Genomic DNA, 13,077 nt, shown 5'->3' on the forward strand with positions numbered 1-13,077 from the left:
CATAGGGCGAGCATAAAAATTTCCATATTTTCCTCCTTTCTGTGCAAGTTAGTCAGAAAGGCAATACTACACCCACACAGTCAGTACATCAACCGCCGTGGCGCTTGTGCGTCAGGAACAGCACGATGCACACGCCCAGCGCGATCAGGAGCACTTGCGGAATGGTTTCGCGCAAGGTGGCGCGGCGCTGCATCTGCGGCATCAGGTCGGACAAGGCGATATAGATGAAGCCGGACGAGGCGAACACGAGCACGTAAGGAATCAGATTGCTGGCGCGGTCCAGGGTGAAATAGCCGAGCAGGCCGCCCGCCACCGCCATCAGGCTGCACAGCAGGTTGAAGATATAGGCGCGCAGGCGCGAGAAGCCGGCGTTGAGCAGCACGATGAAATCGCCGATTTCCTGCGGGATTTCATGCGCGATGATGGCCAGGCCCGTCACCAGGCCCAGCTTCGGGTCGGCCAGGAAGGCGGCCGCGATCAGGATGCCGTCCGTAAAATTGTGCATGCCGTCGCCAACGAGTATCATCCAGCCGGCCTTGCCCGCCTCGTGCTTGTCGTGCCCGTGCGCATGGTGGTGTCCATCGCCTTCGTGGTGGTGCGAATGGCGCAGGATGGCGAATTTTTCCAGCATGAAGAAGGCCAGCAAGCCCGCCAGCAGGGTAGCGAACAGGGTGCGTGGATCCGCCTGCGATTCGAACGCTTCGGGCAAGGCGTGCAGCAAGGATGTCGACAACATGATGCCGACGGACAAGCTGACCATACGCTCGACCACTTTGGACAGGAATGCAAACGAAAAGATCGCCGCCGCGGTAATGCTCAACACGCCCGCGATCGTGGTCGCGAGCAAAATGGATATAAGGACGGGATCGATGATTTTCTTACCTCAAAATGGCGCCGGGTCACTGGCGCCCGCGATGCTGGCGTCTGGCCTGATGAATGCGTTGTTATCTATTGTTTAATTTTTTGCGCGTTTGGCGGCAGCGTCGCGCGATGAAGATGCAATTGTACTGCATTGGCGCGCAGCGGGCATTTTACAGCCCGGTGCGCCTTTCGCGCCAACTTCTGGGAAATGCGGTGTTTTTCTGTTGCGGCATCACGCCACGCCGTGCTGCTTGAACCAGGCAAGGCAGAGCGCATAGCCGTCTTTCGCATCGGCCGCCACGTAGCTGGGACGGTAATCGGCATTGAAGGCGTGGCCCGCATCGGGGTACACGACAAACTCCGATTTGTTGCCGCCCTTGGCCAGCGCCTCCTTCATCTTCGCGATCGATTCCTGGCTGATACCCGTATCCTTGCCGCCATACAAGCCCAGCACGGGGACCTTCAAGGTGGCGGCGATATCGATGGGGTTGCTCGGCTGCAAGGGATTGGGCTCGCCCACGAGGCGGCCATACCAGGCCACGCCCGCCTTGACGGCCGGATTGTGCGCCGCATACAGCCACGTGATGCGCCCGCCCCAGCAGAAACCCGTGATGCCCAGGCGACTCGTGTCGCCGCCATTTTGTTTCGCCCACGCCACCACCGCATCGAGGTCCGTCATCACTTGCGCGTCCGGGGTCTTGGCGATAATGCCTTTCATCAACTCCGGGATGCTGCCCACTTTGGTCGGGTCGCCCTGGCGCACGAACAGATCGGGCGCCAGCGCCAGGTAGCCCTGCTTGGCGAAACGGCGCGCCATGTCGGCGATATGTTCATGCACGCCAAAAATTTCCGAAATGACCAGTACCACGGGCAAACCCGTCTTACCCTCCGGCTGGGCCGCATACACGGGCACGGCCTGGCCATCGACCATCACCGACATGCTGCCCGTGACAAGCCCGGCGGAATCCGTCTTGATGATGTTTTGCGCCGCCACGGGCAGCACGGCCACGGCAAAGCCCGTGCCCAGCGCCACCTTCAGGAAACCACGCCGGCCGTCCGGCCCGGACAAGCTGCTCTGGCCCAGCAAACTTTCACAATCGGTGATCATGTCGCTCATGCGTTTCTCCTGAAAGATGTGTTGACAAAAAATGTCGGCTTACGCGCTGCGCGCTAAGCCGACCTACGGTCATTGCTGCTATGTCACATTGTTAATGCGCTTCGTCCCAATTTTTACCGACGCCCACTTCCGCCGTCAGCGGCACCTTCAGCGCGGCCACACTGGCCATCAGTTCCGGCAGCTTGCGCTTGACCAGCTCGAGCTCGGCGTCCGGCACTTCCAGCACCAGTTCATCGTGCACCTGCATGATCATCTTCGTCTGCAAATTGTCCGTTTCCAGCCAGCCTTGCACGGCGATCATGGCCAGCTTGATCAGGTCGGCGGCCGTGCCCTGCATCGGCGCGTTGATCGCCGCACGTTCCGCACCCTGGCGGCGCGGGCCGTTTGGCGAATTGATTTCCGGCAGCCACAAACGGCGGCCGAACACGGTTTCCACGTAGCCGCGCGCCTTTGCTTGCTGGCGCGTGTCTTCCATGTACTGTTTCACGCCGGAAAAACGGGCGAAGTAACGGTCGATATAGCTTTGCGCGGCCGTACGGTCCACGCCCAGGTTACCGGCCAGGCCGAATGCGCTCATGCCGTAGATCAGGCCGAAGTTGATGACCTTGGCGTAGCGGCGCTGTTCGCTCTGCACTTCCGCAGCTGGCACGCCAAAGATCTCGGCGGCCGTGGCGCGGTGAATGTCGATGCCGTCGGCAAACGCGCGCAGCATGGCTTCGTCGCCCGAGATATGCGCCATGATGCGCAATTCAATTTGCGAATAGTCGGCCGAGACGATGTGGCTGCCGGGCGGCGCAATAAAGGCTTCCCGGATGCGGCGGCCTTCCGCGCTACGGATGGGAATATTCTGCAAGTTCGGGTCGTTCGATGCCAATCGCCCCGTCACGGCCACGGCTTGCGCATAGTTCGTATGCACCCTGCCCGTCGTGACGTTGATCATCTTCGGCAATTTGTCCGTGTAGGTCGACTTCAGCTTGGCCATGCCGCGGTATTCAAGCAGCACTTTGGGCAATGGATAATCCTCGGCCAGCTTTTGCAAGACTTCTTCATCCGTCGAAGGCGCGCCCGTCGGGGTTTTCTTGACCACCGGCAGTTTCAGCTTTTCAAAGAAAATCTCGCCGATCTGCTTGGGCGAACCGAGGTTGAACGGCTGCTCGGCCAGTTCATACGCCTTCTTTTCCAGCTCGAGGATTTTCACGGCCAGCTCGGCCGACTGGATGTTGAGCAGTTCATCATCGATCAGCACGCCGTTGCGCTCGATCTTTTGCAAGACCACGGCCGTCGGCATCTCGATCTTTTCATAGATGAAGGTCAGCTTGTCATCGCCCGCCACATTGCCCCACATGGCATTGTGCAAACGCAAGGTGACGTCGGCATCTTCGGCCGCGTATTTCGCCGCCTGCTCCACTTCCACCTGGTTGAAGGTGATCTGCTTGGCGCCCTTGCCGCACACGTCCTCGAACGGGATCGTCGTGTAGTTCAGGTGGCGCAGGGCCAGGCTGTCCATGTCGTGCTTCTTGTGCGATTCGAACACATACGATTCGAGCAAAGTATCGTGAGCGATGCCGCGCAGGGTCACGCCGTGGTTGGCGAAGATGTGGCTGTCGTATTTCAGGTTCTGGCCCAGCTTGGGCTTGTTGGCATCTTCCAGCCACGGGCGCAGTTTCGCCAGCACGTGTTCGCGCGTCAACTGTTCCGGCGCGCCCGCGTAATCGTGGGCCAGCGGGATGTAGCAGGCGCTGTGTTCGGCAACGGACAGGGAAATGCCGACCATTTGCGCCGTCATCGGTTCCAGCGACGTAGTTTCCGTGTCGACAGCCGTCAGGGGCGCCGCATCGATCAGGGCGATCCATTTATCGAGCTGTTCGTCCGTCAAGACGGTTTCATACACGGCCTCGACTGCCGGCGAGGCATCGGCGAACATGTCGCCCGTCGTATTGCTGGCAACACTACCGGCGGCGACAGGCGCACCGACCGGCGACATCGGCGGCGGCGCCGCGCCCAGTTCGCGCAGCAGGGCCTTGAAGCCATAGCGGTTGAAGAAGGCCAGCAGCGCTTCCTTGTCTTCGTGTTTCGCCACCAGCGAATCGGCGATCGTTGTCATGTGCCCGGACAAATCGCAATCGGTCTTGACGGTGATCAAGGCGCGCGCTTGCGGCAGCCATGGCAGGGCCGTGCGCAGGTTTTCTCCCACGGCGCCACCCACACTGGCCGCGTTTTCCATCACGCCTTCCAGGCTGTCGTACAAGGTCAGCCATTTGACGGCTGTCTTCGGGCCGCACTTCGAGACGCCCGGCACGTTGTCGACCGTATCGCCGATCAGCGACAGATAATCGATGATGCGGTTCGGCGGCACGCCGAATTTGACCAGCACGGCCGCTTCGTCGAGCTTCTCATTGCTCATGGTATTGATCAGGGTCACCTGGCTGTTGACCAGCTGCGCCAGGTCCTTGTCGCCAGTCGACACCACCACGTTCATGCCGGCGGCTGCCGCCTGCACGGCCAGGGTACCGATCACGTCGTCCGCTTCCACGCCGTCGACCATCAGGATAGGCCAGCCCATGGCGCGCACGGCTTCGTGGATCGGTTCGATCTGCAAGCGCAGGTCGTCCGGCATCGAGGCGCGCGTCGCCTTGTATTCGGGATACATGTCGTCGCGGAAAGTTTTCCCTTTGGCATCGAACACGCAGGCGATGTAGGCGGCCGGATAGTCGGCGCGCAAACGGCGCAGCATGTTGACCATGCCGTGCATGGCGCCCGTGGGATAGCCATCCGGGCTGCGCAAGTCGGGCAGCGCATGGAAGGCACGATAAAGGTAACTGGAACCGTCGACTAACAGCAGGGTGTTTTGCATAATGCCAATAAAATAAGGTGAGCCGCGCCAGCCGGGAAGAAACAGCAGCGGACGGGCGGAATATCGCACAATTATCGCAGAGTTTAGGGCCGCGCCACCGGCCGCAACTCTTGCCGTTCCCGGCGTTTTTAGCAAGCTGGCGGCCCCGTGCGGGCGCGCGGGCTGCCGTTGCCAGCCATTTCGGCACATTTAAACAGCATTGCCTACCAGTTTGTTACAATGCCTTATAGATAAATTGACGGCATTACACACTGCACGCGCTGCAGTCCCACACATGGAAGCGAACCCATCATGATGCGTACATCGACACTCTGGACATTCCTCGCCCTGCCCCTGCTGGCATGTTCGGCCATTGCCAGCGCCCAGACGCCGGCCAAACCGAGCGACGCGCCACCCCAGCTCGAACGTATCGAGGAAATGGGCGAAGCACCGATCACCGTGGCGCCAGCGGCGGCCAAGCAGCAAATCACCGAAAAACGCGAAGCGGGCGTGACGTCCGAAGTCAAAGTCACGAGCGGCGGCAGCACCTATTACATGAAGCCGGCCGCCGGTGGCGACCAGGCCAACGGCAACGCCTTGCGCGGCCCGCAATGGAAAGTGCTGGAATTTGACCTGGGCAAGAAGAAACAGAAACAACGCGATGAAGAGGCAGCGGACGCGCCAGCACCACCCGCACCAGCGAAGTAAGCAGCCACTCTCTTCTGCCCTGCCCCGGCCATCTGCGGGGCAGCCGGCTTTTTTTGACCTTTTAGACCATTCCCCTCTTTCCCATGGCAGTTTTTACCGCGCTACACCTGGACGATATCGGCCAGTGGATCACGCAGTTTCCACTCGGCAAACCTCTGGCGCTCAAGGGCATCGCGTCCGGCATCGAAAACAGCAATTTTTTCCTGAGCACGGAGCGCGGCGAGTACGTGCTGACGATCTTTGAAAACCTCAGCTTCGAGCAATTGCCGTTCTATCTGCAACTGATGCGCCATTTGGCGGACCGGGGCGTACTGGTGCCGGCGCCGATCGCCAATGCCGATGGCGAACTGGTGACGGCCCTGCAAGGCAAGCCGGCCGCCATCGTCAGCAAACTCGACGGCAGCTCGCAGATGGCGCCGCAAGCCGTGCATTGCGCGGCCGTCGGCGCCATGCTGGCGAAGATGCATCTGGCGGCGCAGGATTTCCCCCTGCAGCAGCCGAATTTGCGGGGCCTGGACTGGTGGAACGCCACCACGCCCTTGGTCTTGCACCACCTCGACGACGCCAAAGCGCACTTGCTGCGCGCGGAAATCCATTTCCAGGACGCCTTTGCTGCCTGCGATACCTATAAAGCCATCCCGCGCGGCCCCGTGCATGCCGACTTGTTCCGCAACAACGTCATGTTTGACGGCGAGCAACTGACAGGCTTTTTCGACTTTTACTTTGCCGGCTGCGACACGTGGCTGTTCGACGTGGCCGTCACCGTCAACGACTGGTGCGTGGACCTGGCCACGGGGGTGCTCGATACCGAAAGAGTGCGTGCCCTGCTCGACGCCTACCAGGCCGTGCGCCCGTTTACGCACGAAGAACAAACGGCATGGCAACCGATGCTGCGCGCCGCCGCACTGCGTTTCTGGTTGTCGCGCCTGTACGATTATTACCAGCCGCGCGAAGCGGAAATGCTGACCCCGCACGACCCCACGCATTTCGAACGCATTCTGCGCGAACGTATTGCCACACCTGCTCCGGAACTGTTTTAAAAATGGAAAAATTACCTGCAAGTACAGGTTGGCAATGGGTGAAACAAGGCTTTGCCCTGTTTCGCAAGCAGCCTGGCGGCATGTCGATGTTGTTTCTCGGCTATATGTTCTGCATGCTGGCCGTCAGCATCGTGCCCGTGCTCGGCCAATTGCTGCCCGTCATCCTGGTCCCCGTGTTTTCCGTCGCCTTCGTGCAAGGCTGCCTGAATATCGACCAGGGCAAGCGCGTCCTGCCCAGCCTCTTGATCTCGGGCTTCCGCAAGCCCGCTTTTCCTTCCCTGTTCGGCCTGGGCGTGCTGTACATCCTGATGGCCATCGTCGCCATCGGCGCCTCGACCCTCGTGGACGACGGTTTGCTGTGGAAACTGGTCACCGGGCAACTGACGGAAGAAGCGGCACGCGCCGCCATCCCCGAATCGCGCCTGGGCCTCGGCATCCTGCTGGCCATCGCGATGTACGTGCCTGCCGCCATGGCCTTCTGCTTTGCCGCACCGCTGATCTACTGGCAACGTATCAGCCTGGGCAAGGCGCTGTTCTTCAGCTTTTTCGCCGTCTGGCGTTCGCTATCGGCCTTCATCGTCTTCGCCGCCACCTGGTTCGCCATCAGCATCGTCACCAGCCAGTTGCTGGCCGTCATCTTTGGCCGCACGCAGCTGATGATGCAACTGATGATGCCGCTGTCGATGATCTTGACCATCATCATGCATTGCTCGTTCTACGCCGCCTACCGCCAGATCTTCGGCCTGCCCGTCGATGAGAGCAAGACGGTGTCGTTGGACAAGCAGAACAACTGATTTCGGCTCTGCACAAAAAAGGGCAGCCTGCGCAGGCTGCCCTTTTTTTGTCGAATGCCATGCAATGCCACAGCGTAGGTCGGATTAGCGGGGCCGAAGGCCACGCGTAATCCGACAACATTGTTAGCCCCCGCGGTGGCGCCAGATTACCGTCACAGCCGTTCCAGCTTCGCAATCCCCAAATCCAGCACCTTCATGCCGTGCTGTCCGAAATTGATCTGCGCGCGCGCATTGCCGCCGCCACCTTCGATATTGACGATCACGCCTTCGCCGAACCTGGCGTGCGCCACGGATTCACCGATGCGCCAGCCGCCGCCCGTGGCTTTTTGCGCGATCTTTTGCGCAATCGCATTGTCCGAACCGAGGCTGACCACACGCGGTGCCTCGTCCCAGGCCGACTTGCGGTTACCGAACCAGTTGGCCTGGACCTTCGGCGACAGCCATTTCAGCGATTCTTCCGGCAATTCGTCGAAGAAGCGCGACTTCATGTTGTAGCGCGTCTGGCCATGCAGCATGCGCGTCTGCGAAAAGCTCATGTACAGCCGCTTGCGCGCGCGTGTGATGGCCACGTACATCAGCCGGCGTTCCTCTTCCACGCCATTGTCTTCCTTCGAACTGCTTTCGTGCGGGAACAGGCCCTCTTCCAGGCCCGTGATGAACACGTTGTCGAATTCCAGGCCCTTGGCCGAGTGCACCGTCATCATCTGCAGCGCATCCTGGCCCGCCTGCGCCTGGTTGTCACCCGCTTCCAGCGACGCGTGCGACAGGAAAGCGGACAGCGGTGACATCACGGCCGGCAGCGGCGCGTCCGCATCGAGGATTTCGATGCCATCCTGGTTGACCACGGGCGCGCCCGACTGCGCCTGGGCGGCAGGCCCCAGATGGGCCGGTGCGCCCTGGCCGAAACCTTCCTCGGAAATGAACTGGCTGGCCGCGCTGACCATCTGTTCCAAGTTCTCGATGCGGTCGGCGCCTTCTTTTTCGTTCTGGTAATGCTGGAGCAAGGTACTCGCTTCGAGCACCACTCTGACCATTTCCGGCAGAGACAATTGCTGCGTTTCAAAGCGCACGCCTTCGATCAGCTTGACGAAGCCGGCCAGCACGCTGCCAGCCTTGCCCGCCACATACGGCACGGAGGCGTACAGCGAAATGCCGTACTGTTCCGAGGCGGCCTGCAATTGCTCGATCGAGCGCATGCCGATGCCGCGCGTAGGGAAATTGACCACGCGCAAGAAGGCCGAATCGTTGTGCGGATTGTCCATCAACTGCAAATAGGCAATCGCGTGCTTGACCTCGGCGCGCTGGAAGTAGCGCTGGCCGCCATACACGTGATACGGAATCGCGGCCGAAAACAGCGCATGCTCGATCACGCGCGACTGCGCATTCGAGCGGTATAAAATCGCGATTTCGCTGCGCGAAGCGCCATCGGCGATCAGGCTTTTCGCCTCTTCGATGATCCACTGCGCTTCCTGCAGATCGGAACTGGCTTCATACACGCGCACCTGCTCGCCATGGCCCGCGTCCGTGCGCAGATTCTTGCCCAAGCGCTTGCTGTTGTTCGCGATCAGCACGTTGGCGCTGTCGAGGATGTGGCCATGCGAGCGGTAGTTCTGCTCGAGCTTGATCAAGTTCTTGACCTGGAACTCATGCTCGAAGGCGCTCATATTGCCCACGTTGGCGCCGCGGAACGCGTAGATACTCTGGTCATCGTCGCCGACGGCAAACAGGGCGCCGCCATCGCGGCTGCCGTGGCCAGCCAGCAATTTGAGCCAGTTGTATTGCAAGTTGTTCGTATCCTGAAACTCGTCCACCAGAATATGGCGGAAACGGGCCTGGTAGTGTTCACGCAGCGGTTGATTGCGGCTCAGCAATTCGTACGTGCGCAGCAGCAATTCCGCAAAATCGACGACGCCTTCGCGCTGGCACTGGTCGTCGTACAACTGGTACAGCTCGACCATCTTGCGCTCGTGCGCGTCGTACGCTTCCACATCCGTGGCGCGCAAGCCCTGGTCCTTGGCATTGTTGATGAAATACATCACCGTCTTCGGCGGGAATTTTTCATCATCGATGTTGTTTGCCTTCAACAAGCGCTTGATCACCGACAATTGATCCTGCGAGTCGAGGATCTGGAACGTTTGCGGCAAGGCCGCGTCGCGGTAGTGCGTGCGCAGCAAGCGGTTGCACAGGCCGTGGAAGGTACCGATCCACATGCCACGCGTATTGATCGGCAGCATGGCCGACAGGCGCGTGAGCATTTCCTTGGCGGCTTTATTGGTAAACGTCACGGCCAGGATGCCGGGCGGCGATACCTGCTGGGTCTGGATCAGCCACGCGATGCGGGTGGTCAGCACGCGGGTCTTGCCTGAACCGGCGCCTGCCAGGATCAGCGCATGCTGCGCCGGCAAGGTGACGGCAGCCAATTGTTCGGGATTGAGGTTGTGAAGAAGATTTTGCATCCCATGATTATACCGGCATGGCTAAAAATACTGTGCATTTGTCCAGCGGTCGCGGCATTTTACCCACGCGCGCTACAATCGCCATCCCGACACCGCAGCCTGTATACCATGACACCACCGACCCACCTCGACGGCGCCCGCGTACTCGCCTGGGCCTGGTCCGACCAGCCCTTCGGCCACGTCACCAATGAGCATGGTGGCGTCCTCACCGCTATCCACGGCCTGGCCGTGTGCCGCTACGCAGACGAAGCGCGCGTCTACCGTTTCAGCTGCGACGCGCAGTGGGAAACGGTGCAGGATGACGTGTATGCCAGCGAGGACGACGCCAGGGAGCAGTTGCCGGCGCAATACCGCGCCGTGGCCGCCACCTGGAATCTTGCTTAGCGCACCAGCTTCGCCTTGCCTTCGCTGAGCGCCTGGGCGATTACCTGGCGCGTGGTCTTGTCGGCGATCTTGACGACTTTTTCCTGCTGGCGGCCCAGGTCGCCCATTTGCTTGCCCAGCGCTTCCATCGGCTTGCTGCGCTGCTCCATCTGGCGTGACATCTGCTCCGCTTTCTCGGCCTCGCGCTCGTGCACGTCGGCGATGCGGTCGTTGATCTCTTCCATCTCTTCCTGCGCATCTTCCATCTGCTGCTGCAGGCGCTCCACGTCGCGCTCGGCCGCGCGGCGCGCCGTGTCGCTCGTCGCCAGCGCCTGGCGGCGCGAGGCGTCACCGAGCTTGCGGCCCAGTTCCTGCTGCTGGCGGCCCAGCGCGCGCAGCTGTTCCGACTCGCGCGCGCTGCCTTTTTCCAGGCTGCGGGCGCCCATCTTGCGGCCCATTTCGCCCATGGCCTTGCCATGCGCGCCCATTTGATCGCCGAGCGCGCTCATCTCCTTGCCGAGCTGTTTCGAAGGCTGCCATGCCGTGCGCACCTTGCCCAGCAAGGCCGCATCCTGCAGCACATAGGCCTGCCCCTGGTCGCGGAACCACAGGAACGGTCCTTTGATCGAGCGCTTGAGCTTTTCCACCTGCTGCGAGTGAATATCGCTGTCGACGACGATGACGCCCTCGCTATCCGTGGCGCCGTCGACGAGCGCATAGCTTTCGCCCTTGTCGATCGAACGGCTGACCTGCACGCTGGGCGCGGCCGGCGGGGCAGGCGGTGTCGGCGGCTGCGGCGGCTGCACGGCCAGCGCGCTGCCGCCAAGCAGGATACCGGCCAGGCTGAGGATCAAACGATAGGAAGTGGACATGGCTGCCTCGTCGCAAAAGTAGTGGAGCATTGACTTTAGCGGCGGATGGAGCACGGCTCCAGCGCGGTGCGACAGGCTGCAAAAAGACCTGCCTGGATGGCAAACACGGACGATGGATGGAACGCGGGGCAAAAAAAACGGAGGCCGCAGCCCCCGCAAAACACCGTGGTACGGCGTATTTACATTAGTACAAGACGACGGAGCGGATCGATTCGCCGCTCTTCATCAGGTCGAAGCCCTGGTTGATGTCGTCGAGCTTCAGGCGGTGCGTGATCAGGTCGTCGATGTTGAGCTTGCCTTCCATATACCAGTCGACGATCTTCGGCACGTCCGTGCGTCCCCGTGCGCCGCCGAAGGCGGAACCTTTCCACACGCGCCCCGTCACCAGCTGGAATGGACGGGTGGAAATTTCCTGGCCCGCTGCCGCCACGCCGATGATGATGGACTGGCCCCAGCCCTTGTGGCAGCACTCGAGCGACTGGCGCATGGTGGTGGTGTTGCCGATGCATTCAAACGAATAGTCGGCGCCGCCGTCCGTCAGCTGCACAATCGTGTCGACCACATTTTCCACCTCATTGGCGTTGACGAAATGCGTCATGCCGAACTTGCGCGCGATGGCCTGGCGGGCCGGGTTGATGTCCACGCCGATGATCTTGTCGGCGCCGACCATCTTGGCCGCCTGGATCACGTTCAAACCAATGCCGCCCAGACCGAACACGACCACGTTGGCGCCCGCCTCGACCTTGGCCGTGAACAGCACGGCGCCCACGCCGGTGGTGACGCCGCAGCCGATGTAGCAGACCTTGTCGAATGGTGCGTCTTCGCGGATCTTCGCCAGAGCGATTTCCGGCACGACGATGTAATTCGAGAACGTGGACGTGCCCATGTAGTGGAAGATGGGCTTGCCGTCGATGGAAAAGCGCGATGTCGCGTCCGGCATCAGGCCGCGGCCCTGGGTCGAGCGGATCGACTGGCACAAATTGGTTTTTTGCGACAGGCAGAATTTGCACTGGCGGCATTCCGGCGTGTACAGGGGAATGACGTGGTCATCCTTTTTCAGGCTTTTCACGCCCGGCCCCATGTCGACGACGATGCCGGCGCCTTCATGGCCCAGGATCGACGGGAAGATGCCTTCCGGATCGGCGCCCGACAGGGTGTAATAATCCGTGTGGCAAATGCCCGTGGCCTTGATCTCGACCAGTACCTCGCCCTCGCGCGGGCCGGCCAGGTCGACTTCCTCGATGGTCAAAGGCGCGCCCGCCTTCCATGCAATCGCTGCTTTGGTTTTCATGTGTGTCCTGTGCTGTGTATGGTTGAACCGGGCGCGCCAAGGCGCCGTATCGCCACATCATAGCAAAGCAGGCGCCAGTAAAACGCTTACTTGGTTTTCGCGCGGTTCAAAAAGGCGCCGTGCAAGCCGTTCAGGGTTTCCTCGGCCAGCAGCAGCTGGCTGGCGATTTCATTGATCTTGCGGCGGCTGGAACGGGCATGGTCGCGCAGCACTTCGAAAGCCGTGTTGCGGTCCGTCTGAAACTTGCCCATCAACAAACCGACTGCCAAACTCGTTTCGCGTCCGGCGGCCAGGGCCGCGTTCAGGTTCAGCTCGGTGCGGCGCAGCTGGCGGATTTCGTCCGCACGGGCCAGGCCCGCTTCGAACGCGGGCATCAAGCGGCCTTCGTCGACGGGTTTCACCACATAGCCGACGGCGCCGTAGGCCGCCGCCTGCTTGCCCGACTCGCTGTCGCCGCTGCCGGACAGGAACATGAACGGCACGGCCGTCTCGCCATGCAGGCGCTTGGCCAGTTCCAGGCCGGACATGCCCGGCATGTGGATGTCGAGCAAGGCCAGGTCCGGCTCGCGCTGGGCGATCAGCTGCAGCGCCACTTCGGCCGAATGGGCCAGGGCTGTTTCGTAGCCGGCATGGCGCAGGACTTCGCCGAGGAACTCCAACAGGAGCTGGTCATCGTCAACGATCAGGATAAGGCGTTTCGCGGCGGCTGGCTGGCTCATGGGTGGGGGACCTCGGTAATGAA

12 protein-coding genes are annotated in these 13,077 nt (G+C 61.2%); 5 read left to right on the plus strand and 7 right to left on the minus strand.

Annotation, left to right across the window (positions count from 1 at the left end; translation table 11 throughout):
- Nucleotides 1-88 precede the first annotated feature (88 nt).
- Nucleotides 89-823 (minus strand): ZIP family metal transporter, encoded by a 735-nt coding sequence (locus SKZ59_RS26225; protein ID WP_034749510.1) that lies wholly within the window; start codon nucleotides 821-823, stop codon nucleotides 89-91.
- On the opposite strand from SKZ59_RS26225, the gene SKZ59_RS26230 reads away from it, so the two are divergent.
- Nucleotides 735-959, plus strand: coding sequence for a hypothetical protein (locus tag SKZ59_RS26230; RefSeq protein ID WP_319993461.1), 225 nt, complete (start codon nucleotides 735-737; stop codon nucleotides 957-959). The genes SKZ59_RS26225 and SKZ59_RS26230 overlap by 89 nt on opposite strands.
- Nucleotides 960-1,093: 134 nt before the next feature.
- Here SKZ59_RS26230 and SKZ59_RS26235 read toward each other — a convergent pair whose 3' ends face one another.
- Nucleotides 1,094-1,978, minus strand: a complete 885-nt coding sequence (locus SKZ59_RS26235; RefSeq protein WP_319993401.1) for a dienelactone hydrolase family protein — start codon at nucleotides 1,976-1,978, stop codon at nucleotides 1,094-1,096.
- A gap of 91 nt (nucleotides 1,979-2,069) precedes the next feature.
- Nucleotides 2,070-4,832 carry a DNA polymerase I gene (polA, locus tag SKZ59_RS26240; protein ID WP_319993402.1) on the minus strand — a complete coding sequence of 921 codons (2,763 nt, stop codon included), beginning with the start codon at nucleotides 4,830-4,832 and terminating at the stop codon, nucleotides 2,070-2,072.
- A 291-nt stretch (nucleotides 4,833-5,123) separates the two neighbouring features.
- Between polA and SKZ59_RS26245 the strand changes: the two genes are divergently transcribed.
- The 3 genes from SKZ59_RS26245 to SKZ59_RS26255 all read left to right on the plus strand — a co-directional run bounded on the left by SKZ59_RS26245 (nucleotide 5,124) and on the right by SKZ59_RS26255 (nucleotide 7,353).
- Nucleotides 5,124-5,519, plus strand: a complete 396-nt coding sequence (locus tag SKZ59_RS26245) for a hypothetical protein (RefSeq protein WP_034749142.1) — start codon at nucleotides 5,124-5,126, stop codon at nucleotides 5,517-5,519.
- A gap of 83 nt (nucleotides 5,520-5,602) precedes the next feature.
- Nucleotides 5,603-6,559, plus strand: a complete 957-nt coding sequence (locus SKZ59_RS26250; RefSeq protein WP_070305787.1) for a homoserine kinase — start codon at nucleotides 5,603-5,605, stop codon at nucleotides 6,557-6,559.
- A 2-nt stretch (nucleotides 6,560-6,561) separates the two neighbouring features.
- The gene (locus SKZ59_RS26255) at nucleotides 6,562-7,353 is read left to right on the plus strand and encodes a BPSS1780 family membrane protein (RefSeq protein ID WP_319993403.1); all 792 of its coding nucleotides are present in this window, start codon (nucleotides 6,562-6,564) and stop codon (nucleotides 7,351-7,353) included.
- Between the two features lie 152 nt (nucleotides 7,354-7,505).
- Here the strand turns inward: SKZ59_RS26255 and SKZ59_RS26260 are convergent, their stop codons facing one another.
- The gene (locus SKZ59_RS26260; RefSeq protein ID WP_319993404.1) at nucleotides 7,506-9,809 is read right to left on the minus strand and encodes a UvrD-helicase domain-containing protein; all 2,304 of its coding nucleotides are present in this window, start codon (nucleotides 9,807-9,809) and stop codon (nucleotides 7,506-7,508) included.
- 108 nt (nucleotides 9,810-9,917) lie between these two features.
- Between SKZ59_RS26260 and SKZ59_RS26265 the strand changes: the two genes are divergently transcribed.
- A complete protein-coding gene (locus SKZ59_RS26265; protein ID WP_319993405.1) occupies nucleotides 9,918-10,193 on the plus strand; it encodes a hypothetical protein in 276 nt (91 codons plus the stop codon).
- Here the strand turns inward: SKZ59_RS26265 and SKZ59_RS26270 are convergent.
- The 3 genes from SKZ59_RS26270 to SKZ59_RS26280 form a co-directional block, all read right to left on the minus strand.
- Entirely contained in the window at nucleotides 10,190-11,044 is an 855-nt protein-coding gene (locus SKZ59_RS26270) for a hypothetical protein (RefSeq protein ID WP_319993406.1), read from the minus strand. The genes SKZ59_RS26265 and SKZ59_RS26270 overlap by 4 nt on opposite strands.
- A gap of 184 nt (nucleotides 11,045-11,228) precedes the next feature.
- Nucleotides 11,229-12,335 (minus strand): S-(hydroxymethyl)glutathione dehydrogenase/class III alcohol dehydrogenase, encoded by a 1,107-nt coding sequence (locus SKZ59_RS26275; protein WP_319993407.1) that lies wholly within the window; start codon nucleotides 12,333-12,335, stop codon nucleotides 11,229-11,231.
- Nucleotides 12,336-12,421: 86 nt separating this feature from the next.
- Nucleotides 12,422-13,054: an ANTAR domain-containing response regulator gene (locus tag SKZ59_RS26280; RefSeq protein WP_034749164.1), complete on the minus strand. Its 633-nt coding sequence runs from the start codon at nucleotides 13,052-13,054 to the stop codon at nucleotides 12,422-12,424.
- Nucleotides 13,055-13,077: the final 23 nt, after the last annotated feature.

It is taken from the genome of Janthinobacterium sp. GMG2 (genome assembly GCF_033949445.1).
GTDB lineage: Bacteria > Pseudomonadota > Gammaproteobacteria > Burkholderiales > Burkholderiaceae_D > Janthinobacterium > Janthinobacterium aestuarii.